We start from the raw sequence: 24,135 nt of genomic DNA, 5'->3' as shown, positions 1-24,135 counted from the left end.
GATATGCCGTGAGCACTACGTCGGTCCGAAAGTCGTCACGTCAGTCTGCCCAAGCCCCTACCGCCCCGTCACCCCGGGGTCGGGTCATCTTCGTCGGAACCGGGCCCGGCGATCCTGATCTGCTCACGCTCGGAGCGATCGCGGCCCTGGCCGACGCCGGCGCGGTGATCCTGGATTCCGAGTTGCAGCAGGAGTTGCTGCAGCACCCGGCGATCACGCTGAACCCGGAGGCCGAGGTGGCCACGCTCGGCCCGACCGAGGCCGGCAAGCCGCTGACCCCGTCCGCGCGGGCCAAGCTGGTGCTGAAGCACGCGGCCACCGGCGCCCGGGTGGTGCGCCTGGTGACCGGCGACCCGTTCCTGGACAACGGGGTGGCCGACGAGGCCGCCGCCTGTGTCCGCGGTGGGATCGACTTCGAGGTGGTGCCGGGCGTCTCCCGGCTGACCGCGGTGCCGGAGTACGCCGGCGTCGACCTCAACCACGGCGGCGGCGTGCACTTCGTCTCGGCCCCGGACGGCCGCTTCACCAAGACTGCGACCGCGCAGTGGGCGGCGGCCGCGACGCTGGTGGTCAGCACCAAGGCAGGGGTGGTCGGTGACCTGGCCGCCGCGGCGCTCGCGGCCGGCCGGCCGGAGAGCGATCCCGCGCTGATCACGCTGCACGGCGGCAGCACCGAGCAGACCAGCCTGCCGACGACGCTGGCTGAGCTGCCGGCGACGCTGAAGACCACCCGGGCCCGCGGCACCGATCCGGTGCACGTCGTGCTCGGCGTCGCGGTGGAGCAGCGCGACCAGCTCAGCTGGTACGAGAGCAAGCCGCTGTTCGGCTGGCGGGTGCTGGTGCCGCGGACCAAGGACCAGGCGGCGCCGATGGTGGCCCGGCTGCGGACCTACGGCGCGCACAGCGAGGAGGTGCCGACCATCTCGGTCGAGCCGCCGCGCAGCCCGCTGCAGATGGACAAGGCGATCCGCGGCCTGGTCGAGGGTCGCTACGAGTGGGTGGCGTTCACCTCGGTGAACGCGGTCCGCGCGGTCAAGGAGAAGTTCTCCGAGTACGGCCTCGACGCCCGCGCGTTCTCCGGACTGAAGGTCGCCGCGGTCGGCGAGGTCACCTCGAAGGCGTTGCAGGCGTGGGGGATCGAGCCGGATCTGGTGCCGAGCGGTGAGCAGTCCGCCGCCGGCCTGGCCGCCGAGTTCCCGCCGTACGACGACGTCCTCGATCCGATCAACCGGGTCTTCCTGCCCCGGGCCGACATCGCCACCGAGACGCTGGCCGCCGCGCTGGTCGAGCTCGGCTGGGAGGTGGAGGACGTGACCGCGTACCGGACCGTGCGCGCCGCGCCGCCGCCCGCCGCGATCCGCGAGGCGATCAAGACCGGCCGGTTCGACGCGGTCGTGTTCACCTCGTCCTCGACGGTGCGCAACCTGGTCGGCATCGCCGGCAAGCCGCACGCCAGCACAGTCGTCGCCGCGATCGGCCCGGCCACCGCCAAGACCTGCGCCGAGCACGGCCTGCGGGTCGACGTGATGGCCGGCAAGCCGTCCGCGGTCGACCTCGCCGACGCCCTGGCCGCCTTCGCCGCCGAGCGCCGCGACGCCCTGATCGCCGCCGGCGACCCCGTCCTGCGCCCGTCCCAGCGCAAGCCCAACAGCAGGCGCCGCACATGACCCCCGAAAACCCCGCCGAGGCGCCAGTAGTGCACGCGGATTTGCGGCGTGTCGGTGCACAAGTGACGTCTCGGCCCGATGACGCGTCCCGCGGGGTTCGGCTGAGCCGGTCCGGGGTGCGTCGGCCGATCACGCGGCGGCCACGGCGGCTCCGGACCAATCCGGCCATGCGTGGGCTGGTCCGGGAGACCACGGTCGAGCCGCGGCAACTGGTGCTGCCGTTGTTCGTCGGCGAGGGTCTCTCCGAGCCTCGCCCGATCGGCTCCATGCCGGGCGTCGTCCAGCACACCCTGGACACCCTCCGCGCGACGGCCGTCGAGGCGGCCGAGTCGGGGCTGGGCGGCGTGATGCTGTTCGGCATCCCCGAGCACAAGGACGCCACCGGCTCCGGCGCGCTGGCCGACGACGGCATCCTCAACGTCGCCATCCGTGCGGTGGCGGCCGAGATCGGCGACGACTGCCTGATCATGACCGACGTCTGCCTGGACGAGTTCACCGATCACGGCCACTGCGGGGTGCTCACCGCCGACGGGAACGTCGACAACGACGCGACCGTCGAGCTCTACGCCGAGATGGCCGTGCTGCACGCCACGGCCGGCGCGCACGTCGTGGCACCGAGCGGGATGATGGACGGTCAGGTCGGCGCGATCCGCTCGGCGCTGGACGCGTCCGGGCACATCGGCACCGCGATCCTGGCCTACGCGGTGAAATACGCCTCGGCCTTCTACGGCCCATTCCGGGAAGCTGTTTCCTCTTCCCTGCAAGGGGATCGCAAGACCTATCAGCAGGATCCGGCCAACGTTCGCGACGCGCTGCGGGAGCTGGCGCTGGACGAGGCCGAGGGTGCCGACATCGTGATGGTGAAGCCGGCCCTGGCCTACCTGGACGTGATCCGCGCGGTGCGCGAGGCGACCCGGCTGCCGGTCGCCGCGTACAACGTCTCCGGCGAGTACGCCATGGTTGAGGCCGCCGCCGCACAGGGCTGGATCGACCGCGACGCGGCCGTGACCGAGACCTTGACGTCGATCCGCCGGGCCGGAGCCGACCTGATCCTGACCTACTGGGCGATGGAGCAGGCGCAGAGCGCACCGGGATCGCGATGAGCGGCACCTCATTCGGTCCCGTCGCCGTGGATCGAGACGTCACTTCTGCACCGACACGCCGCCAGAACGCGTGCACTACTGACGGGTCGGCGGAGTTGTTTGGGCGGGCCAAGGGGGTTACGCCGGGTGGGGTGAATTCGCCGGTGCGGGCGTTTTCCGCCGTGGGGGGTACGCCGCGGTTCATTGCTTCCGCTTCCGGGGCCTACCTGACCGATGTGGACGGCAACTCCTATGTCGACCTGATCTGCTCCTGGGGGCCGATGCTGCTCGGGCACGCGCATCCCGAGGTGTTGGCCGCGGTGCAGGCGGCGGCTCAGGGTGGCACTTCGTACGGGGCGCCGACCGAGGCCGAGGTCGACCTGGCCGCGGCGATCATCGACCGGACCCCGGTGGAGCAGGTGCGGCTGGTCAACTCCGGCACCGAGGCCACCATGACGGTGCTCCGGTTGGCCCGCGGGATCACCGGCCGGGACAAGATCATCAAGTTTGCCGGCTGCTACCACGGTCATGTCGACGCGCTGCTGGCCGCGGCCGGCTCCGGCGTCGCCACGCTGGCACTGCCGGGCACGCCCGGGGTCACGGCGGCGACCACGGCCGACACGATCGTCCTTCCCTACAACGATCGCGCGGCCGTGCGCGAGGCCTTCGCGACCTACGGTGACCAGATCGCCGCGGTGATCAGCGAGTCCGCTCCGGGCAACATGGGCGTGATCGATCCGGGGGTCGAGGACGGGGCCGGGTTCAACGCCTTCCTGCGCGACCAGGCCCATGATCACGGCGCGTTGTTGATCTTGGACGAGGTGATGACCGGGTTCCGGGTCAGCCGGTCCGGACAGTACGGCCGGGACGGCGTGGCCGGTGACCTGGTCACCTTCGGCAAGGTGATGGGCGGCGGCTTCCCGGCGGCGGCGTTCGGCGGTTCGGCCGAGCTGATGAGCCACCTGGCCCCGGTCGGCGGTGTCTACCAGGCCGGCACCCTGTCCGGCAATCCGGTCGCGACGGCGGCCGGGCTGACCACGCTGCGGCTGGCAACCGACGACGTCTACACCAGGATCGACGAGACAGCGGCCCGGCTGCAGCAGGAGATCACCACCGCGCTGACCGCGGCCGGGGTGCCGCACGTGATCAACGCGGCCGGCAACCTGTTCAGCGTCTTCTTCGCCCCCGAGGGCCCGGCGGTGATCGACTACGCCGGCGCGCAGACCCAGTCGACCAAGGCCTACGCCGCGTTCTTCCATGCCATGCTGGATCGCGGCGTCTATCTCCCGCCGAGCGCGTACGAGGCTTGGTTCCTGTCCGCCGCCCACGATGACGATGCCCTCGACCGGATCGTCGCGGCCCTGCCGGCCGCGGCGCACGCTGCTGCGGAGGAGCTGTAGCCGACCATGCCTGTGACCACGATCGTCCACCTGCTGCGACACGGTGAGGTGCACAACCCCGAGGGTGTGCTGTACGGCCGACTGCCCGGCTACCACCTGTCCGAGCGGGGCCGGCAGATGGCGACCCGGGTCGCGGAAACCCTGCGGGACAACGACATCGTGCACCTGCGCTGCTCGCCGCTGGAGCGGGCCCAGGAGACGATGCAGCCGCAGCTGGAGTTCCACGACGCCCCGGTGATCACCGACGGCCGGGTGATCGAGGCCGAGAACCGGCTCGAGGGCAGCGTCGTGTCGTTCGGGCTGTCCGTCTTCCGGAACAAGCGCAACGCGCTGCGCAACCCGCGCAACTGGCTGCTGTTCCGGAACCCGCTGATCCCGACCTGGGGCGAGCGCTACCCGGAGATCGTGGCCCGGATGCGGCTGGCGATCCGGGACGCGGCCGAGGCGGCCGCCGGGCACGAGGCCTTGATCGTCTCGCACCAGCTGCCGATCTGGATGGCCCGCAGCGACGTCGTCGGGCGCCGGCTGCCGCACGACCCGCGGCATCGTCAGTGCACGCTGGCCAGCCTGACCTCGATCACCTTCATCGACGGGAGGGTGGCCGGCGTCCGCTACACCGAGCCGGCCAAGGATCTGCTGCCCCGCCGGCGCAGTGAGAAGTTCGTCGCCGGTGCGTAAGAGCTTGATCCTGGCGCTGGCGGCCGTGGTCCTGGTGATCACCGGCTGCAGCCCGAACACGGCCGACGAGCCGACCCGGTCCAGCGGCGAGAACGGCTACGTCGGGGTGCCGAAGCTGCTGACCCAGATCAAACCGGCCGACCGGAAGCCGGCGCCGACGGTGTCCGGGCCGGAGCTCGGCACCGACAAGACGATCTCCACCGCCGACTTCGCCGGCAAGGTGATCGTGATCAACGTCTGGGGATCCTGGTGTCCGCCGTGTCGCAAGGAAGCGCCGGACCTGCAGGCGGCCAGCGTGCGGACCAAGGACAAGGCCCAATTCCTCGGCATCACCACCAAGGATGTGACCCCGGCGGCGCCGCAGGCGTTCGTCCGGGCCAACAAGATCACCTACCCGAGCATCTTCGATCCCGACGGCGCCACGCTGCTCGCCTTCGCCCGGGACGTGCCGCCGTCGGCCATCCCCTCGACCTTGATCATCGACACCGAGGGTCGGGTCGCGGTCCGGATCCTGGGTGAGATCACCGAGACCACCCTGGTCGCGATGATCGACGATGTGGCCGCCGGCAAGTAGCGGTCGGCGATGATCGGCCTCGATCTCGGCAGTTGGGTCTCGTCCGCGATGGGCGGGTCGATGCTGATCGCGATCCCGGTGGCGCTCGCCGCCGGGCTGGTCTCGTTCTTCTCGCCCTGCATCGTGCCGCTGGTGCCCGGCTACCTGGCGTACGCCTCGGGCCTCGGTGGCGCCGACGTGGTGGCGGGCCGGGGCCGGCGCCGACTGGTCGCCGGAGCCGCTCTGTTCGTGCTCGGCATCGCCGTCGTGTACGTGATCATCGGCGCGATCGTGGGCTCGGTCGGCGTCGCCCTGCTGCAGCACCAGTCGGTGATCAACCGGGTCCTCGGTGTCGGCGTGATCGCGCTGGGTCTGATCTTCCTCGGGCTGCCGTTCGGCCGCCGCGAGGTGCGCAGCGACTGGCGGCCCCGGGTCGGCGTGGCCGCCGCGCCGCTGCTCGGCGGCGTGTTCGCGCTCGGCTGGACACCGTGCATCGGTCCGGCCCTCGGCGCGGTGCTGACCCTCGCCTACAACGAGGCGACGGCGGTCCGTGGTGCGGTGCTGACCTTCGTCTTCACCCTCGGCCTCGGGCTGCCCTTCATCGCCGCCGCGCTGGCATACCAACGGCTGTCCCGGGTGATCGCTGTGGCCCGGCGGCACCAGTTGCTGATCATGCGGATCGGCGGCGGATTGATGATCTTGGTCGGAGTGGCGATGGTGACCGGAGTCTGGGGATTGATCAACAACTGGATGCGGCAGTGGGCCGCCGGCTTCCTGCCGGTGATCTGAGATGGCGCGAAACAAGCAGCAGGACGCCTCGGCGCTCAACCCGCTGGAGCTGTTGCGCTGGGCCTGGACCCAGCTGACCTCGATGCGCACCGCGCTGGTGCTGCTGTTCACCCTCGCCCTGGCCGCGATCCCGGGCTCGCTGGTGCCGCAGCGCTCGGTGTCGCCGGTCGGGGTCAGCGACTTCATCGCCGCCAACCCGACGCTGGGCCCGATCTATGACCGGGTCGGCCTGTTCAGCGTCTACACCTCGGTCTGGTTCTCGGCGATCTATCTGCTGCTGTTCGTGTCCCTGATCGGCTGCATCCTGCCGCGCACCGCCACCTTCGTCCGGGCGCTGCGGGCCGCGCCGCCGAAGACGCCGCGGCACCTGTCCCGGCTGCCGGTCTTCGAGTCCCGGCCCGCCGGCGACGCCACCTCGGTCGATGTCCTGGATCGGGCTGAGGAGAAGCTGCGGAAGGCCCGCTACCGGGTGGTCCGCGACCCTTCCGAATCCGATGCGGGTGGCGCCGTCCGGGCCGAGCGCGGCTATCTGCGCGAGGCCGGCAACGTGATCTTCCACATCAGCCTGGTCTTTCTGCTGGTCGGAGTCGCGATCGGCGGGCTGTTCGGCTTCCGCGGCAGCAGTCTGGTGCTGACCGGTCAGGGCTTCTCCAACAACCTCTCCCAGTACGACGACCTCAGCGCCGGCGCCGCGTTCAGCGACGGGATGCTGCGGCCGTTCACCGTCCGGGTCAAGGACTTCGACGCCCAGTTCGAGACCGGGCAGGTGCAGACCGGCGCCGCTCGGGTGTTCAAGGCCCTGGTCGAGGTGACCGAGCCGGGCCGCGAGTCGCGGACCCAGCTGCTCGAGGTGAACCACCCGCTGACCATCGGCGGCACCTCGGTGCACCTGATCGCCCACGGCTACGCGCCGATCGTCACCGTGCTCGACGGCGACGGCAACGTCGCCTTCTCCGGCCCGGTGGCCTTCCTGCCGCAGGACGGCAACTTCTCCTCGGCCGGCTCGATCAAGGCCCCCGACGGCCGCCCGGAGCGCCTGGCCTTCCAGGGCTTCTTCCTGCCCACCGCCGTCGTCGACGAGCAGGGCCCGCGCTCGGTCTTCCCCGACGCGGTCGACCCGGCCCTGTTCCTCAACGCCTGGTCCGGCCCGCCCAAGGTGGAGACCGGCGAGCCGGAGAACGTCTACACCCTGGACACCCGCGGGCTGACCCAGATCCGCGACGCCAAGGGCGAACCGGTCCGGCTGCAACTGCGCCCCGGCCAGGCCATCGACCTGCCCGATGGCAAGGGCACGATCCGGATGGACGGCTGGACCCGCTGGGTCAAACTCCAGATCAGCGAGACCCCCGGCCTGCAGCTGACCCTCGCCGCGGTCGTGCTCGCCGTCACCGGCCTCTGCCTGTCCCTCTTCATCCGCCCGCGCCGGATCTGGGTCCGGACCCGTACCGCCGACGACGGCACCACCACCGTCGAACTCGGCGGCCTCGACCGGGCCGGCACCCGGACCGGCCTCGACGAAGACCTCGCGTCCCTGGCCGATGAGTTGGCCGGTGAGCCGGAGAAGGTTTCGGTTCCCTGAGCGGCTTTTGAAAGACAAAGAAGCGGCAAAGGCGGGCGGAGTTGAGCGCTCTCCGGTCATCGCTGCCGGCTACCGGCTGGGTGTCACCGGTGGGCGCGCCGAGTGGACGCTTTGGCCGCGATTTCAGGCGGTTCGCCTGGCCAAAGCGTCCACTCGCTGGTTCCCCGGGGCGTAACTCACCGGGACCCGGCCACACAACCCCGCGCCGCACCCGCCCTTGGCGCGTCTTTCATCCACCCGCCCAAACCGGCGCCCGCGGGAGTGACTCAAACCGAACGGAACTAGTGCCCCTTGCGGTCGGACTGTAGGTCGGGCGTATCAAGAGTGCTGACCCCGGGCGGCTCGACGGTCCAGTCCGGATGGTTCGGCATCGGCGGGGTCTTGGTGCCGTAGAGCCAGTCCTCCAGGAACGGTCGTACGCTCTCGTCGTCGGAGACGCGGGCGGCCAGGTCGATGTACTGCTCGGTGCTCAGGGTCCGGTCGCTGTGACGCCGCAGAGCGGCGCGCTCGATCTCGGCGAACTTCTCCTGGCCGACCTTTTCCCACAACGCGAAGAGCACCAGCACGCCGCCGGTGTAGCGCTGGTTGTCGAACAGGTTGTCGGCGTTCGGCTTGGCCACCGGGCCGGAGGAGGCGCGCCACTGGTCGCCCTTGCCGTAGGTGTACTTCATCCGCTGCTCCATCGAAGTGAAGCCGCTGGAATCCGGCCAGCCGCGCTCGTAGCGGTAGAGCAGGCCGTAGTAGTCGGCGTGTCCCTCGTTCAGCCACAGGTCGCTCCAGGAGGCCGGGGTGACGCTGTTGCCGAACCAGTTGTGCACCAGCTCGTGCATCATGTGCGAGCCGATCTTGTCCTCGGGCTGCTTCAGATAGTTCGGCTTGTAGAGGGTCAGCGTCTGGGTTTCCAGGCCGGTGAAGTCGAAGGCGTCCGGCTTGTCGGTGTTGGCCGGCATGATGCCGTACGCCTCGAGCGGGAACTCGCCCAGCCGCTCCCGGGCCCAGTCCAACTGGCCGGGGGTGAGCTTCAGCGCGGCCTCGGAGTCGGCCAGCCGGCCGGTCGGCACGACGTCGCGCAGCTCGGCGTCGTCGACGCGGCCGCGCTTGACCACGGTGAAGTCGCCGACGGCGGCCTGGAGCAGCTCGGTCGCCATCGGGTGGCGGGTCAGATAGGTCGAGGTGGTGCTGCCGTCGTCGTTGGTCCGGTCGGTCAGGTGCTTGCCGGAGGCGACGCCGATCGTGCCCTTGGGCGCGGTGATCCGGATCAGGTAGTGCGCCTTGTCCGACGGATGGTCGTTGCTCGGGAAGATCGTGTGCGCGCCGGACGGCTGCGGCGCGGTGGCGAACCCGTCGTCGGTGATCACCCAGCCACCGGCCGGCGGCGGGATCTTGGCCGGGTCGGCGGCGTAGGCGACGGTGATCACGAAGGTACGGCCCTTGCGGATGGCTCGGGCCGGCGTGATCACCAACTCCTCACCGTCCTGCTTGGCCGAGGCCTTCCGTCCGTCGACCTCGACCGAGCCGATCTCCAGCCCGGCCGAGTCGAGGTTGAACCGGGACAGGCTCTGCGACGCCACGGCGTGGATCCGGACCCGGCCGGCGACGGTCTTGTCGGCCGCCGTCGCATCGAGGTCGAGGTCGTAACGGGTGACCTGATAGCCGCCGTTGCCGAGATTCGGATAGACCGCGTCGCCCACGCCGGGCGCACCGGGCGTCGGATCGTCGCCGTCGTTGGCGAACGCGCCGGACGCCGGCCCGGCCACCAGGGCTCCGATCACCGCTGCTGCCGCCGCCGACCTGCCGATCGCCCGCACCATTCCTCGTCGCCGCATCGAGTAGCTCCTCATCAGTGTTGAACCCGCCTCGCCCACTTCGGCCCACCACCCTAGTGCGCTGAGGGCCGCCGTAGGATGAGCCGGTCGGAGCCGGTCCGCCCGGTCCGGGGATCCCGACGAGCGAGGGAACGACTCACCATGGATTTCGAGTACTACTCCAGCCTCGCGATCGTCTCCGCGGTCGTGGTCTACCTGCTGGCGCTGCTGGCGCACGCGGCCGAATGGGCCACCGCCCGCCGGCTCGCGCCGGCGCAACCGGTCCGCGAACTGGTCGGTGCCACGGTCGGCTCGACCGCGGGACCCGAATCCCTCGGCCGGAGCGGGACGGACGGCGGCGGCGACGAGGTCCGGTCGGAGCGGGTGGAGACATTCGGCCGGGTCGGGCTCGGCCTGACCGTGATCGGGTTGGGGCTCAGCCTGGCCGGCACGGTGCTCCGCGGCGTCGCGGCCGGGCGGGCGCCCTGGGCCAACATGTACGAGTTCACGATCAGCGCGATGGTGCTCGCCGTCGCCGCGTATCTGATCATGGTCAAGGTGGTCGGCGCTCGCTGGCTCGGGCTGCCGGTCACCCTGCTGGCCACGATCGGCAACGGCCTCGCCGCCACCGTCTTCTACGTCGGGGTCGCACCGATGGTGCCGGCCCTGCATTCGGTCTGGTTCCTGATCCATATCGTCGCCGCCGCGGTCTGCGGGGCCGCGTTCAACATCGGCGCGCTGTTGTCGATCTTCTATTTGATCAAGCACCGGGTCGAGGCCAAGGGTACGGTCACCGGCTATCTGGCCAAGCTGCCGTCGGCGCAGCGGCTTGATCTTTACGCCTACCGCTTCCACGCCTTCGCCTTCCCGCTCTGGACCTTCGCGGTCGCGGCCGGCGCAGTCTGGGCCGAGTATGCCTGGGGTCGCTACTGGGGCTGGGATCCCAAGGAGACCTGGGCTCTGGTCACCTGGGTGATCTACGCCTGCTATCTGCACGCCCGGTCCACCGCCGGCTGGCGCGGCGTCAAGGCCGCGGTGATCGCGATCATCGGGCTGGTCTCGTTCTGGTTCAACTTCATCGGCGTCAACCTGCTGTTCTCCGGCCTGCATTCGTACGCCGGCGTCTGATCGCGCGGTGTCCACGGCGGACCTCGAGGTCGTCGTCGGGGAGTTCGGGCTGGGGCCGGTGATCAACTCGGGCCGGCTGCCGGGTGGCGGTCATGACGTGATCAAGCTCCGGACCGAGCGCGGCGCGTACGTGATCAAGCGACCGTGGGACCGGCTCGACGTCGAGTTGTACGCCGAGGTCGAGCAGCACCTGAATCGGCAGGGGATCCGGCAGGCCCGCCAGCACCGCCGGCCGGGCGGCGAGTTGCTGGCGAGCTCCGGCCACGCCGTCCAGGAGTTCCTGCCCGGCATGATCGTCGACCCCCTCGACCGGACTCGGACGCTCAACCTGATGCGCTGGCTGGCCGATCATGATCGGGCCCTCGCCGCGATCACGCCGCCATCGGAGCTGGCTGCCCGGGACACGGTCTGGGCCCGAGTGGTGCGGACCGACTACCTGCTCACCGAACTGCCGGGACTCTTCGCCCGACACGCCCCGGACGGGCTCGATCCGGCGCCGGTACGGCGACTGCTCGACCTCCTGGCCGACGGCGCGGCCACTCTCGCGGCCCAACCTCGGCAGCTCGTCCACGGCGATCTGGGCCCGGACAACGTCCTGTTCGACGGAGAGGCGGTGCTCGCCGTGATCGACTTCACCCCGTTCCACGACACCGTGCTGCTCGGCCTCGCTTCGGCCGTCTACTTCGGCCAACTGCTGGGCACGAGCCCGGCGGCGGACCGCGACCGTCAGCGGACCGAGATCGAGGAAAGCTTCGCGGCGTACGGCACGGAGGCACTCAGCGCGGACCGGTCGCTGCCGTGGACCGCTCTGGTGCTCGAGGCGCTGCGCCGGCTGGCCACCCCGCTGGCCGTGGTCGAGGCGGGCGGGACACCGCCCGCGCCGGAGCGTACCCGCCGCCGCTACGCCGCCGCCGCCCGGCTCGCCGCGTTGCTCTGATCCACGAGGGTGCCGCGCGCCGGGAACAACCGGCTTGCCCCTTCGACAAGCTCAGGGAACGAAACAGGCCCTCGTGATTGGCCCGCAAGCGCTTGTTCGGTTCCCTGAGCTTGTCGAAGGGCAGGCCAGTCGGGCGTTGGTCCCAACGGCAGGTCAGGAGCCGTGCTCGAGCAGCCGGAAGGCTTCGGCGACCTGAGCCCGCAGGGCGGCCGGGTCGGCGCTGCCGGATCGTGCCCACTCGTCCAGCGCGACATAGAGGGTGATGCTGGCCCAGCCGAGGGCGAGCCGCAGCCGCAGCCGGTCGGCGCCGGCCCGGCGATCGAGCCACTCCTGCTGCAGCCGATCCTGGCGCTCCAGATAGCGACCGGTCAGCGCCGGGCTGGACGCGATCACCGGGAGGCTGCGCAGGAACTGGTCCCAGCGCGGCTCGTCCGCGATCAGTTCGGCCAGGACCTCGTCGGCGGCGCCGGCGAGCCCGTCGACCAGTGGCTCGGCGGGTCGGGCGGACAGCCGCTCCAGATAGTCCTCGTCGACCCGGAGTTGCGCGGTCAGCGCGACATCCTCCTTGGACTCGAAGTAGCGGGCGAAGGTCCGCGGCGACACGTAGACGGCGGCCGCGATCTCGTCCACCGTGGTCCGGCCGAAGCCCTTGCTGTCGAACAGCTCGAGCGCGGCGTCGATCAGCGCGTCGCGGGTCTGCCGCTTCTTCCGCTCCCGCAGCCCCTCGGCGGTCATTCGCCCGGCCCGAGGTCGGGGATCCGGTAGCCGTTCGGATAGAGCAGCTTGATCGCCGGCAGGTCGTCGAGGTCGTCGGTGGACCGGCGCCGCCGGTCGGCCCGGGACATCGCCCGGGCCAGGCCGTCGGCGATCCGCCGCTGCCATCGCGGCACGGGCGGCAGCCCACACGCCTCCAGCACCCGCGGCGGGATCGTCGCCAGGAGCAGCTGCCGGGTCAGCGCGGCGGAGCGTCCGGTCAGGCCGGCCGTCTCCAGGATCGCTGCGACGGCTGCGACGGCGAGCTCCTCGTTGGCCTTCGTGTACGCGTACGTCCGCTGCTCGTACTCGTCCAGGAAGCGGGCCGTCTGATCGTAGGTCGGTGGGAAGTCCTGGATGTTCATCCGGCGGCCCTGCTCGGCCCGGAAGGCGTGCATCGCCGCCTTCTCGGCCGGGGTGATCCGGCGCCAGCCGTACCGCTCGGCGTAGCGGATCGGGATGACGGTGTCGACGGCGAGCACGAAGGTGAAGTGCTCGGCGGCGATGTCGTAGCGGGCATGGATCCGGTTCACCCGGCTGAGCGCCGCCCGGCCCTCGGGCGAATCCAGCCCGTTCCGGTCCCACTGCGATTGCAGGATCGAGGTGTCCACCATCCGCTTGACCCCGCGCCGGGTGAACTCGCCGGTCTCGACCATCAGCCGGCTCATCGCGGGCACGCAGAACGTACGCAACGTGAGGTCGGCCATGGCCAGCGCCATCGGGGTCGGGAACTCCTGCTGCAGCATGAGGAACATCTGCTCGTAGTCGCGCTCCGGGTGCAAGCTGCGGAGCAGTTCTTCGGTCGCCACCATGCCGGCCAGATTATGTCAGTCTCAGACATTTGACAATAGCTGCCAAATTATCCTCTGATCCGGGCCTGAGGTGAGCGCGGTAGGATGTAGTTGAAGCATCAAGCAAAGTGGAGGAATCGTGGGCATTCATCAGTTGAACCATGCCGTGCTGTACGTCGGCGAGCTGGCCCGGTCGGTGGGCTTCTACGCCGAGGTGCTCGGGTTCACCGTGATCGCCGAACTGCCCGGGGCCGCGTTCCTGCGCGCCGCCGACTCCACCAATGATCATGATCTCGGCCTGTTCCAGGCCCGCAATCCGGCGGCCACCCCGGTCGCCGGAATCGGGCTGTATCACCTGGCCTGGGAGGTCGGCACCCTCGGTGATCTTGAGCAGATCAGGGGACGGCTCAGCGAGGCCGGCGCGCTGGTCGGAGCCTCTGATCACGGCGCCACGAAGTCCTTGTACGGCAGGGATCCCGACGGTCTGGAGTTCGAGATCGTCTGGCTCGTCCCGCGCGACCTGCTGACCGGCGACGAGCAACTCGGTGTCGCCCCACTCGACCTGGCAGCCGAGATCACCCGCTACGGCCGGGACACCCGCGGCGGCATCGGCATCAGCCTCCCTGCCTGACTGCAGTGTCTGTTCCCTGAGCCTGTCGAAGGGGCCAGGGTGATGATCGTTTCACGCCTTGACAAAAATAGTTGTCAATGATGGTGTGGGAGGACACAACGATCAGGAGCAGGCATGGCAGTAGGAATCTTCGCGGGCATTCCCGTCCGGGACTACCCGACGGCGTTGGACTGGTATCGACGACTGTTGGGCACCGAGCCCGCGTTCTATCCGAACGACATCGAGGCGGTCTGGCAGCTGGCCGAGGATCGCTACGTCTACATCATCCAGGACCTTGATCGGGCCGGCGGCGGCGTCGGCATGATCTGGGTCGACGACCCGTTGGCCGAGGTCGCGAAGATCGCCGAACGCGGCCTGGAGCCGGTCGACGTGGAGAAGCACGGCACGACCTGGAAGTACGTCTTCCACGACGCCGACGGCAATGAGACCGGAATCGGCGGCAACGTCACTCCCTGAGCCCAGCCCCGCACTGCAGGTCTTGTGCTCGGCAGGTCATGATCACGATTGCTCGATGCCGCTGCACGGTGCGCCGAGCTTGGTTCGGAGCCTGCGCGCGCGACCTGAGCGGGTGATCGTATTCGAGTGCCGCGCTGCAGCTTCGAGCGTGGTCGCCTTTCTTGGCAGCGAGGAGGGCGAGGTTTGGCGTCAGTTTGGCTGGTCTGCCGGCTTCCGGTTCGCCAGGTGATGCGGCCCCCAGCGCGCTGCGGTGAGGTCTGGGGTCGAACGTCGGGTGGTTCGTCCTGAGGCCGGATCCACCGGTGATCTTGGTCGTGTGTCGCGAGATCTCTTCGTGCGGGGCGAAAACCGCCATTGCCACGTGGAACCTTCCCGGACGAAGAGCTTTCGCGACAGTCCAGCCAGGTGCATCCATCGAGTGGGCCCGAGCCGACAGACTTCGCCCGCTCGAGGTCGGCCGGCCGTGCAAGTCCGCTCGGTGTGTGCCGAGAACTAAAAGACGCGCCAAGGACGGGTGGGTTGCGGCATTCCTGAGAACGTCCGGCCGGGTACCGGTTGCGCTGCTGCCGGGATCATCGGCTGTGACTCCCGGCTCGACCGGCGCCCGCACATAACGGCCGAGAAACGTCACGGCCGATGCCCACCCGGCGACGTCCGCCGCCAACACCGACATCCGGCCGCCTAATGCGACCCGCCGCCCTGACCCGCCCGTCCTTGGCGCGTCCTTTCCGGCCGCCAGGCCGAAACCCAAGGGGCAGCCAGCTGGCCTGCCGTTCGACAAGCTCAGGGAGCGAACCACCGGAACGCCCATCCGGGGAGTCGCCGCGGCCCTTGGCGGATGACGTCGAGAGTGACCCTTTCCACCTAGAATCGCCGATTCTGCGTGGGAAAGGTCACTCTCGACGCGTTGAGAACATGAGGGGGCGGACCTGAGCTACTCGCGCCCGAACCTGCCCTCCTTGGTGCGTCTTTGCCGCGCAGCGGCGCGCGCGGATCCCGAGTCCGGGGGCTCGACGCAACCACCGCCGGGACTGCGGGCCAACTCGCCGCCCGCGGCGGTGATCATGCGTCAGGTCGGCGTGAGGGTGAGGGTGAGGGAGCCGGTGACGGTCCGGATCGCGGCGGTGCCGGTGAGCACCAGGCGGGTCAATTCCGGACCCCAGACGTCGCTCAGTCGCGGGTCGGTGAGCGCGATGGCCTGGGTGGCGCAGTCCAGCAGTTCGGCGGGGTAGTCAATCACCAGGCCGCGGCCGCCGGCCGGGTCGGGGATGTCGATCTTGCCCGGCGACAGGGTGACGTCGCCGCGGACGATCAGGTGCCAGACCAACGAGGTCGGCGCCGCGGAGAGCTGCCACCGGTCGGTGATCACGACGGCGGATTCGTCCAGCGTGGTGCCGCGGATCCAGGACTCGATCCCGGCCTCGGCCGGGTAGGTGTCGGCGATGTCCACCGACGACTCGACCCGGCCCGGACCGAGGTCCGCGGTCATCCCGCGGCTGCGGCGGTCGGCGCCGGGCAGCTGGCCGTGGCCGTTGATCACCGGCAGGTTGTGGAACTCGCTCTGCATCGTGAAGATCTGGTAGCGGTCGGCGCTGAAGGTCTGCTTGGTGTAGGTGCCGACGCCGATGTCGACGACCAGCGGTTCGCCGTCGACGGCGACGACGACGTTGCCGACATCGTTGTGGTTGTGCGATTCGGCGTTGTGACCGCCCTTCGCGGCCAGCACCACCCCGTCGACCCGGGCCGACAGCACCTCGGTCTGCGGGAACCAGAAATGATCATCATCGGTCGGCCGGTCCGTGCCGACGTCGGCCAGCTCCGGGGTGAACAGCACACCCAACACCCGGCCGAACGAGGAGAGCCGCTGGATCAGAGGGGCGTCGCCGGTGTTGATCATGGTGGCGTGCCGGGCGACGATCTCGTTCCCGGTCGCCTGGCCGAGCCGGAACAGCGGGTACGCGGTCGTCCGGCCGTGCTGCCGGGCGGGACCGTCGGCGAAGTTCACGTACCAACCGGAGCCGATGTGCATGGCCGGCAGGTAGCTGGCGATCGGCTCCACCTTGGGATGGGTGAAGCCGTTCAGCCGGCCGTCGGACGCGTCGTAGAGCAGGGCCAGGCAGTCGGCCAGTGATCCGCCGGCCCGGCCCCAGTAGGACGCGCCCTCGTCGCAGCCGCCGTCGGCGTGGTAGGAGTCGAGGAAGATGTCCAGGCCGGTGACGGCGAGATTGACCACCTCGGTCCGCGATGCCGGGTCGATATCCAGCAGCAGGGCCGCGGCCAGCACGTTGGAGTGGATCCACGGGTTCCAGTTGTTCACCGACCGGGTCAGCCAGTGCCAGTCCCGGCGGGCCCGGAACGGCTCCAGCACCCGCCGCACCACCTCGGCCCGCAGCCGCGGCCGGATCGTCACCGAGTACCGGTCCAGTGCGGGGGCCAGCACCTGGTCGGTCCAGGCCAGCACCGAGCCGGTCTCGGCACAGAACAGATCAAGATCAAGATCATCCGGCGACGGCACCGGGCTGTTGCGTTCCCGGTTCTTCCAGGCGTGGGCCGGCACCGTCCAGGACAGCTCGTCGCAGATCAGCTCGATCCCGTCGACGGCCTCGGCGACCCATTTCTCGTCCCCGGTCAGGGCGGCGGCCAGGGCGGCGGCGATCAGCCGCGACCGGCGCTCGAAGTACGGTTCCTCGTAGCCGGTCCGATTGCCGTCCAGGTGGAACCGCGCGTACTCGCTGGCCAACAACACCGGCCAGGGCCGGCCCGACAACTCCTCGGCGGTGCGGATGATCTCGGCCCGGTCGGAGTCGCTCACCGCGCCCCACCGGTCGTGATCATCGATCGACGGCGCCAGTTGCGCCGGGGTGTCCGCCAGGGCCGCCGCCACGTCTTCCGGTGGCAACAGGTCGGCGAGGCGGGTCGAAGGGGCGGGGGTCTCGGGCCTATCGGTAGCCACGATCATCCTCTCGGCGGCGAGATCACGAAGATCATCTTCCGCGTCTCAGGATAGACGGGCCCGCGCCGGGGCGGACCACCCGGCCCGGCTTCGTCTCATTCGCCCGGCTCCCCGCCCGGTTCGCGGCCGGCCCCGTCGGTGCCGTCGTCCGACCAGGTCAGTCGGTCCGGTCGTTGCCTCGTCGCCACGCCGCGTATCCGCCGATCACATCGGTCGCGCGGGTGATGCCGAGTTCCTGCAGGGCCGCCGCGGCCAGCGATGAGGTGTAGCCCTCCTGGCAGGTGATGATCACCTTCAGGTCGTAGGAGGCGATCGGCAGCCGGGCCTCGTTCGCCGGGTCGAAGCGCCACTCGAGCACGTTCCGCTCGATGATCATCGCGCCGGGCCAGGAGCCCTCGGCCGCGCGCTGGGCGGCGGGGCGGATGTCGACGAGCACGGCCCCGGCGGCCACCGCTCGCTCGGCCTGGTCGGGGGTCACCCGGTGCAGTCGGGACCGGGCGTCAGTGAGGACCTCGTCGATGCTGCGCCGCCGGAGGCTCGTGGGGGCGGCCTGGGTCGCCGCGGTCACCAGTTCTCCCCGACGAGCTGGGAGGCGGTACGGATCAGCAGGTCGCCCTCGGGCCGGTAGGTGTTCATCTCCACCAGGGCCGGGGCATACACGTGCACGCTCACCGCCGGCTCCAGTTCGTCGTTGGTCACCCGGTGCACGTGCCGGGTGCCGAAGGCCCGCAGCGAACCGGCGCCGAGCCGGCGAGCCTCGGGCAGGATCGTCGGCGCACCATTGCCGCCCAGCCAGGCGTGCCGCTCGGTCAACGTGCCCTGGACCGTGACGAAGGCGCCGGCCGAGCCGCCGTGATCATGCCACTCGGTGCCCTGGCCGGGCAGCCAGGTGAGCAGCCAGGCCTCGTAGTCACCGGCCGCGACCAGCCGGGCGTAGTGCCGGCTGATCGGGTCGTACTTCACCAGTGGCTGCCACAGCGCGGTCTGGCCGGCGAGGCGGAGGGCGATGGTCGCGAGATCGAGTCGCGGCGGTTCCGGTCGAGTCATGCGGCCCATAATGCACTGCGTCGCACTAGGGAATATCGGGATCTCATTATTCCGACTTGTCAGAACTGAGCAGCCCTATGGCACAACTCAGTTCTGACAAGTGGGCGAAACTGGGGGGATGGGGCATCCTCATCCGGTCGTTGCGGCGATCGAGGCCGAGGCGGATCCGGGCCGGGCCGCGGAATTCGTCCGGTTCTTCCAGGTCCGGCCCGGCGGCTACGGCGAGGGTGACACCTTCGTGGGGGTGCGGCTGAGTCGGCTGCGGGAGCTGGTCCGGCCCTACCGGCGGGAGGTGTTCGACTCCACGGCGTGGCTGCCGCTGCTGCGCAGCCCGATCCACGAACACCGGCTGAGCTGCCTGGTGATCATGGCGGATCGGGCCCGGGCCGGTGATCTGGCGGAGCGGGCGATGATCACCGATCACTACCTGGCCGACACCCGGTGGGTGAACAACTGGGACCTGGTCGACGCCAGTGCCGGGCAGATCCTCGGCCGCCGGTTGCTCGATCCGGACGGCGACCGCGGGGTGCTCGACCGGTTGGCCGGCTCGGCGTCGTTGTGGGAGCGGCGGATCGCGATGGTCGCCACCCACGGGCTGATCCTGGCCGGGCAGACCGCGGACACGTACCGGATCTCGGAGCGGCTGCTCGGCGACGAGCACGACCTGATCCACAAGGCAGTCGGCTGGATGCTGCGGGAGGCCGGCAAGCGGGTCGACGAGGCTGAGCTGCGAGCGTTCCTGGACCGGCAGGCGCCGCGGATGCCCCGCACCGCGCTGCGGTACGCCATCGAACGGTTCGATCCGGACACCCGGCGGCACTACCGCGAAGTCCGCTGAGCGACCTCCGGCACCGGGTTCGCCGACCGGCCAGGCAGGATAGGACGGTGCAACACTTCGATCTGTGCATCATCGGCAGCGGCTCCGGTAACTCGATCCCCGACGAGAGATTCGCGGGCATGAGGATCGCGATGGTGGAGAAGAACCCGGTCTACGGCGGCACCTGCCTCAATGTCGGCTGCATCCCGACCAAGATGTTCGTCTATCCCGCCGACCTGGCCGGCAGCGTCGAGCACGCCCGCCGGCTCGGCGTCGACCTCACCCTGGACGGGGTCCGTTGGTCCGAGGTCCGGGACCGGATCTTCGGCCGGATCGACGCAATCTCGGCCGGCGGTGAGAAGTACCGGGCCGAGAGCGACAACATCACGCTGTTCCGGGCCGAGGCGCACTTCGTCGCTCCGTTGACGCTGGACACCGGGACGGGCGAGGTGATCACCGCCGACCGGTACGTGATCGCCGCCGGAAGCCGGGCCGTGCTGCCCGACGTCCCCGGCTTGGACCAGGTGACGGTGCACACCTCCGACACGGTGATGCGGTTGGAGCGTCAGCCCGAGTCCATGATCATCGTCGGCGGCGGCTTCATCGCGGCCGAGTTCGCGCACATCTTCGGCGCGTACGGCACCCGGGTGACCGTGGTGCAGCGATCCGACGCGCTGCTGCGCAACGAGGACCGGGACGTGTCCCGGCGGTTCACCGAGTTGATCTCCCGCCGCGTCGACGTCCGGCTCAACCACGCGCTGCGGCGGGTCGAGCCGCTGCCCGATGATCGGGTGGCGGTGATCGCGACCGATCAGGACGGGGTCGAGCAACGGCTGGAGGCCGACGTGATCCTGGTCGCGGTCGGCCGGACACCGAACGGTGATCGGTTGGCCCTGGACACGACCGGGGTCGACCTCGACGGCGACGGCTACGTGATCGTCGACGAGCATCAGCGGACCACGGCCGACGGCATCTTCGCCCTCGGCGACGTCTGCTCTCCTGATCAGCTCAAGCACGTGGCCAACCACGAGATGCGGGTGGTGCAGCACAACCTGTTGCACCCGGAGGCGATGATCGAATCCGATCACCGGTTCGTGCCGCACGCGGTCTTCTCCGAGCCGCAGGTGGCCTCGGTCGGGCTGACCGAGCAGCAGGCGGAGGAGCGGGGGATCCGTTATGTGACGGCGATCCAGGAGTACGGCTCGATCGCGTACGGGTGGGCGATGGAGGACGCCGACCACTTCGCCAAGCTGCTCGCCGACCCCGACTCCGGCCAGTTGCTCGGTGCTCATCTGATCGGACCGCAGGCCTCCTCGCTGATCCAGCCACTGATCCAGGCCATGAGCTTCGGGTTGCCGGCCCACGAAATGGCGCGCGGCCAGTACTGGATTCATCCGGCCATGGCCGAGCTGGTGGAGAACGCGCTGCTGGCCCTGCCGCTGAACGATTCCGACTAGGGTGTCGATGCCGACCGGGCGTCGGGTGTTGTTGATCGACAACGACGACTCCTACACCTACAACCTGTATCACCTGATCGGTGAGCTGACGGGGTGTGCGCCGACGGTCGTCGGGAGCGATGATCAACTCGACTGGTCCGGTTTCAGTCAGGTGGTGATCTCGCCCGGCCCCGGCCATCCGGCCGCGCATCCGGGACTGCTGACCAAGATCAGGGAGGCGGACCGCCCGGTGCTCGGGGTCTGCCTGGGGCACCAACTGATCGCCCTGGCCTTCGGCGCCCGGGTCGGCCGGGTCCGGCCGCACCACGGGCTGATCGGAGCCGTCGGCCACGACGGCCGTGGCGTCTTCGCCGGCCTGCCGCAGCTCTTCCCGGCCGTCCGTTACCACTCGCTGGCCGTCGATCGACTGCCGCCCGAGCTCGAGCTCACGGCCACCGCGGAGGACGGCGTGATCATGGGCCTACGGCACCGCAGCCGGCCACTGCACGGCGTGCAGTTCCACCCGGAGTCCGTCGCCGCCGCCCACGGTCGGGAGTTGATGATCAACTTCCTCGACCTCGCCCGAACGGCGTCCACGCTTCCTGAGCGGCCCACCCTCACGTTCCCTGAGCCTGTCGAAGGGCAAGGGAGATCAAGCATCGGGCCTAGCCCCCTTCGACAGGCTCAGGACGACGCTTCGACGAGCTCAGGGAACGAACAAGCTCTGCACACCCGCGAGGTCCCGTGGCGGGAGCCGGAGGACGTCTTCGTGGCCCACTACGCCGACCGGGGTCCGGTCTGCTGGCTGGACAGCTCCCGGCCGGGAGCCGGGGCACGGTTCTCCTACCTGGGTGCGCCGGAGGAGGTGCTGACCGGACGGTACGGGCTGGCCGAGCCCTACGGGCTGCCGCCGGGTGGGGGAGAGGACGTGCTCGAGCAGGTGGCCACCCGGATCGCCGCGGCACCGGTCCGGGCGGAGGTCCCGTTTCCCTTCCACGGCGGCTTTGTCGGCTATCTCGGCTATCCGGATCGCGGGAACGGTGGCGCGGCCGAGTTTGGCCGGCTGGACCGGTTCTTCGTTTTCGACCATGATCAACGGCGCTGCTATGCGGCGACGGTGGGCGGCACCGGGGGTTGGCTCGACCGGGCCGAGACGATGATCGAGTCCACGGTGCCGGCCGGCGAGCCGGACCGGACCGGCGAGGTGGGCGTGATCACCGAACCCGGCCCGGATTGGTATCGCTCGGCGTACCGGCGGGTGCAGGAACACCTGCACAGCGGCGACAGCTACGAGGTGAACCTGACCTTCCGACGCCGGATCGGCTTCCGCGGTGATCATGCCGAGCTATATCGGCGGCTGCGGCGGATCAATCCCGCACCACACGCGGCGTTCCTGCGGCTGCCGTCGGCGACGGTGCTCAGCTCCTCACCGGAACGGTTCCTGCGGATCGATGATCATGGTCGGGTGCAGGCGCGGCCGATCAAGGGCACCGCACCCCGGCATGACGACCCGGCCCGCGACGCCGCCGCAGCGACAGGGCTGCGGACCGAGACCAAGACCCGGGCCGAGAACCTGATGATCGCCGACCTGCTCCGGCACGACCTCGGGCTCAGCTGCCGGCTCGGCTCGGTCCGGGTGCCCGAGCTGATGGCGGTGGAGACCCATCCGTCGCTGCACCAGTTGGTCAGCACCATCGAGGGCGACCTCGCTCCGGGCCTCGACGCCGTCGGTTGCGTCCGCGCCGCGTTGCCACCGGGCTCGATGACCGGAGCCCCGAAACACCGCACCTGCGAGATCATCGACGAGGTCGAGGAGTCCCCGCGCGGCCTCTACTCCGGTGTGCTCGGCTACTTCAGCTACTCCGGCGCCGCCGACCTGAGCGTGATCATCCGCACCATCGAGGCCCGCGCCGACGAGTTGATCATCGGCGTCGGCGGCGGTGTGATCGTGCTCTCCGACGTCGACGACGAATACGCCGAAGCCCTGCTCAAGTCGGCGGCGCTGCTGACCGCGGTCCGGGGCAGCGCCCGGGATCAGGCCGCGCCGGAGCCGGTCGGGACGGGTGCCTCGCCGGCGACCAGCGCCGCCGGTCGGAGATTCTCGGGCCGGCCGCGCCAGGCGACGTAGCCGTCCGGCCTGATCAACACCGCGTCGCCCCGCCGGAGGCCATATCGTCGGCGCACCTCACGCTCGGTGTCGGGAAGGCGGCACACCACCACCCAGCCCGGCAGGTGCCCGTCGATCTCGACCGGGCCCCAGTGCAGGAGGGTGTGCCGGGTCCGGTCGAGCAGGTCGTGCAGCCGGCTCTGCCGGCCCTGATCGTCGACGACGAACGCACCGGGGGCTCGTTGCCCGGGCCGGACCCGTCGCCGGCCTGAGCCCGCGTCGGGCGGCAGCAGCGGACTGTCCGGATAGCCGACGTCGATCTGCGACACCCGGCTGAGCACGGCCCGGTTGATCGCCGGCCGGGACATCAGCGGCAGCGCGACCCGGTTGATCAGGAACGAGGTCACCGGGTTGTCGGTGATCATGGTGTCGAGGATGTCGGTGCTGCGTTGCAGCAGGGCGCGAGCGACCGGCATCCGCTCGGCCGGATAGCTGTCCAGCAACGCGTCGCCGGCTCGGCCGGCCAGGACGTAGGCGAGCTTCCAGGCGAGGTTGTACGCATCCTGGATGCCGGTGTTCATGCCCTGCCCGCCGGTGGGCGGATGCACGTGCGCGGCATCGCCGGCGAGGAAGCAGCGGCCGACCCGGTAGTCCTCGGCCATCGCCACGTTGACCTGGAAGTCGGACAACCAGGTCGCCTCGGTGATCACCAGCTCGGGGCGGCCGGACCGCTCGGTCAGCAACTGCTGCAGCGTCGCCACGTCCCGCCCCGCCGGACTCGCCGGCCCGTCCGGGTCGGCAACCTCGAGGCTCGCGCCGATCTGGAACCCGTCGGACCCGGGCAGGCCGGCCAGGCCGAGGAACGAGCCGTCCCGGCCCAGCCAGGCGTAGGAGACGAGTTGATGATCATCGGTCTGTGGGCTCAGCCCGTTGATGATCACGTCGCCGAGGAGATAGCGGTCCCGCTGTCGCGACCGGCCGGTGAATTCGACGTCCAGCAGCCGGCGGGCCGTGCTCCGGCCGCCGTCGCAGCCGATCAGGTAGTCCGCCGTCACCACCCGGATCTCTTGATCATCGGTCAGGGTCGCGGTGACGCGGTCGTGGTCCTGGGTCAGCGCGGTCAGCGTCAGTCCACGCTCGACGCGGCCGCCGAGCCCGGTCAGCCGGCGCTCCAGGATGTCGCAGGTCCGCCACTGCGGCAGCATGACGATGTTGGGAAAGGCGATGTCCGGGCCCGGCTCGGCGAGCCCGACGGCAAGATCGGCCACCGCGCGCCGGTCCTTGAACAGCCGGACCCGTTGCCGATGCTCGCCCGCGTGGAGGATCTCCTCGATCACCCTGAGGTCGCGGAACACTTCGAGGCTCCTGGGCTGCAGGCCCTTGCCGCGGGACTGCCGGTGCGGCCGGTCGGCCCGCTCGACCACCAGGCAGTCGACCCCGTGGCAGCGCAGGGCGACGGCGAGGCTGAGGCCGGTCGGGCCGGCGCCGATGATCAACACCGGGACGTGGTCGGTCACTGGTCCTCC

The 24,135-nt window shown here is 70.2% G+C and carries 21 protein-coding genes; 14 read left to right on the top strand and 7 right to left on the bottom strand.

The genetic code is table 11. The features are described from left to right. Positions 1 to 8: 8 nt before the first annotated feature. The 7 genes from FNH24_RS31150 to resB all read left to right on the top strand — a co-directional run bounded on the left by FNH24_RS31150 (position 9) and on the right by resB (position 7,748). Positions 9 to 1,667 carry a bifunctional uroporphyrinogen-III C-methyltransferase/uroporphyrinogen-III synthase gene (locus tag FNH24_RS31150; protein WP_152366141.1) on the top strand — a complete coding sequence of 553 codons (1,659 nt, stop codon included), beginning with the start codon at positions 9 to 11 and terminating at the stop codon, positions 1,665 to 1,667. A 62-nt stretch (positions 1,668 to 1,729) separates the two neighbouring features. Continuing rightward, entirely contained in the window at positions 1,730 to 2,770 is a 1,041-nt protein-coding gene (gene hemB, locus FNH24_RS31145; protein WP_425486920.1) for a porphobilinogen synthase, read from the top strand. Positions 2,771 to 2,796: 26 nt separating this feature from the next. Further along, positions 2,797 to 4,149: a glutamate-1-semialdehyde 2,1-aminomutase gene (gene hemL / locus FNH24_RS31140; RefSeq protein WP_281351122.1), complete on the top strand. Its 1,353-nt coding sequence runs from the start codon at positions 2,797 to 2,799 to the stop codon at positions 4,147 to 4,149. A 6-nt stretch (positions 4,150 to 4,155) separates the two neighbouring features. Further along, complete coding sequence (locus tag FNH24_RS31855) at positions 4,156 to 4,827, top strand: histidine phosphatase family protein (protein ID WP_175047936.1); 672 nt, start codon at positions 4,156 to 4,158, stop codon at positions 4,825 to 4,827. Then, on the top strand, positions 4,820 to 5,401 hold the full coding sequence (locus FNH24_RS31135) for a TlpA family protein disulfide reductase (protein ID WP_152366139.1): 582 nt from the start codon (positions 4,820 to 4,822) through the stop codon (positions 5,399 to 5,401). Before FNH24_RS31855 ends, FNH24_RS31135 begins: the two co-directional genes overlap by 8 nt. Positions 5,402 to 5,410: 9 nt before the next feature. Continuing rightward, complete coding sequence (locus tag FNH24_RS31130) at positions 5,411 to 6,169, top strand: cytochrome c biogenesis CcdA family protein (RefSeq protein ID WP_152366138.1); 759 nt, start codon at positions 5,411 to 5,413, stop codon at positions 6,167 to 6,169. 1 nt (position 6,170) lies between these two features. Then, positions 6,171 to 7,748 (top strand): cytochrome c biogenesis protein ResB, encoded by a 1,578-nt coding sequence (resB, locus tag FNH24_RS31125; protein WP_152366137.1) that lies wholly within the window; start codon positions 6,171 to 6,173, stop codon positions 7,746 to 7,748. 281 nt (positions 7,749 to 8,029) lie between these two features. Here resB and FNH24_RS31120 read toward each other — a convergent pair whose 3' ends face one another. After that, a complete protein-coding gene (locus FNH24_RS31120) occupies positions 8,030 to 9,574 on the bottom strand; it encodes a M1 family metallopeptidase (RefSeq protein ID WP_161606409.1) in 1,545 nt (514 codons plus the stop codon). 141 nt (positions 9,575 to 9,715) lie between these two features. Between FNH24_RS31120 and ccsB the strand changes: the two genes are divergently transcribed. Together ccsB and FNH24_RS31110 are read left to right on the top strand one after the other, a co-directional pair. Further along, positions 9,716 to 10,681: a c-type cytochrome biogenesis protein CcsB gene (ccsB, locus tag FNH24_RS31115; RefSeq protein ID WP_152366135.1), complete on the top strand. Its 966-nt coding sequence runs from the start codon at positions 9,716 to 9,718 to the stop codon at positions 10,679 to 10,681. A 7-nt stretch (positions 10,682 to 10,688) separates the two neighbouring features. Continuing rightward, positions 10,689 to 11,618, top strand: coding sequence for a phosphotransferase enzyme family protein (locus FNH24_RS31110; protein ID WP_161606408.1), 930 nt, complete (start codon positions 10,689 to 10,691; stop codon positions 11,616 to 11,618). Positions 11,619 to 11,771: 153 nt separating this feature from the next. Here FNH24_RS31110 and FNH24_RS31105 read toward each other — a convergent pair whose 3' ends face one another. Together FNH24_RS31105 and FNH24_RS32080 are read right to left on the bottom strand one after the other, a co-directional pair. Then, entirely contained in the window at positions 11,772 to 12,353 is a 582-nt protein-coding gene (locus FNH24_RS31105) for a TetR/AcrR family transcriptional regulator (protein WP_152366133.1), read from the bottom strand. Beyond that, positions 12,350 to 13,183, bottom strand: coding sequence for an oxygenase MpaB family protein (locus FNH24_RS32080; RefSeq protein WP_152366132.1), 834 nt, complete (start codon positions 13,181 to 13,183; stop codon positions 12,350 to 12,352). Before FNH24_RS32080 ends, FNH24_RS31105 begins: the two co-directional genes overlap by 4 nt. Positions 13,184 to 13,301: 118 nt before the next feature. On the opposite strand from FNH24_RS32080, the gene FNH24_RS31095 reads away from it, so the two are divergent. Next, positions 13,302 to 13,793 (top strand): VOC family protein, encoded by a 492-nt coding sequence (locus tag FNH24_RS31095; protein ID WP_152366131.1) that lies wholly within the window; start codon positions 13,302 to 13,304, stop codon positions 13,791 to 13,793. Between the two features lie 114 nt (positions 13,794 to 13,907). Continuing rightward, the gene (locus tag FNH24_RS31090; protein WP_152366130.1) at positions 13,908 to 14,249 is read left to right on the top strand and encodes a VOC family protein; all 342 of its coding nucleotides are present in this window, start codon (positions 13,908 to 13,910) and stop codon (positions 14,247 to 14,249) included. Positions 14,250 to 15,318: 1,069 nt separating this feature from the next. Here the strand turns inward: FNH24_RS31090 and FNH24_RS31085 are convergent. From FNH24_RS31085 to FNH24_RS31075, 3 genes are all read right to left on the bottom strand, one after another. Next, positions 15,319 to 17,202: a heparinase II/III domain-containing protein gene (locus FNH24_RS31085; protein ID WP_161606407.1), complete on the bottom strand. Its 1,884-nt coding sequence runs from the start codon at positions 17,200 to 17,202 to the stop codon at positions 15,319 to 15,321. Positions 17,203 to 17,359: 157 nt separating this feature from the next. Continuing rightward, positions 17,360 to 17,770: a rhodanese-like domain-containing protein gene (locus FNH24_RS31080; RefSeq protein ID WP_175047935.1), complete on the bottom strand. Its 411-nt coding sequence runs from the start codon at positions 17,768 to 17,770 to the stop codon at positions 17,360 to 17,362. Then, positions 17,767 to 18,249, bottom strand: a complete 483-nt coding sequence (locus FNH24_RS31075; RefSeq protein ID WP_152366127.1) for a cysteine dioxygenase — start codon at positions 18,247 to 18,249, stop codon at positions 17,767 to 17,769. The genes FNH24_RS31080 and FNH24_RS31075 overlap by 4 nt, the downstream gene beginning before the upstream one ends. A 118-nt stretch (positions 18,250 to 18,367) precedes the next feature. On the opposite strand from FNH24_RS31075, the gene FNH24_RS31070 reads away from it, so the two are divergent. From FNH24_RS31070 to FNH24_RS31060, 3 genes are read left to right on the top strand one after another with little or no spacing between them, the layout of a single operon-like run. Further along, the gene (locus FNH24_RS31070; RefSeq protein WP_152366126.1) at positions 18,368 to 19,087 is read left to right on the top strand and encodes a DNA alkylation repair protein; all 720 of its coding nucleotides are present in this window, start codon (positions 18,368 to 18,370) and stop codon (positions 19,085 to 19,087) included. Positions 19,088 to 19,134: 47 nt separating this feature from the next. Then, positions 19,135 to 20,523 (top strand): mycothione reductase, encoded by a 1,389-nt coding sequence (locus FNH24_RS31065; RefSeq protein ID WP_152366125.1) that lies wholly within the window; start codon positions 19,135 to 19,137, stop codon positions 20,521 to 20,523. Between the two features lie 7 nt (positions 20,524 to 20,530). Then, on the top strand, positions 20,531 to 22,630 hold the full coding sequence (locus tag FNH24_RS31060) for a chorismate-binding protein (protein WP_152366124.1): 2,100 nt from the start codon (positions 20,531 to 20,533) through the stop codon (positions 22,628 to 22,630). On the opposite strand, the gene FNH24_RS31055 is transcribed toward FNH24_RS31060, so the two are convergent. Further along, positions 22,537 to 24,126: an FAD-dependent monooxygenase gene (locus FNH24_RS31055; RefSeq protein WP_161606406.1), complete on the bottom strand. Its 1,590-nt coding sequence runs from the start codon at positions 24,124 to 24,126 to the stop codon at positions 22,537 to 22,539. The two genes, FNH24_RS31060 and FNH24_RS31055, sit on opposite strands and share 94 nt — an antisense overlap. Positions 24,127 to 24,135: the final 9 nt, after the last annotated feature.

The organism is Microlunatus speluncae (assembly GCF_009299835.1).
Lineage (GTDB): Bacteria > Actinomycetota > Actinomycetes > Propionibacteriales > Propionibacteriaceae > Microlunatus > Microlunatus speluncae.
The sequence above is the reverse complement of the archived record's forward strand: the minus strand, read 5'-3'. Positions and strand labels throughout refer to the sequence as shown.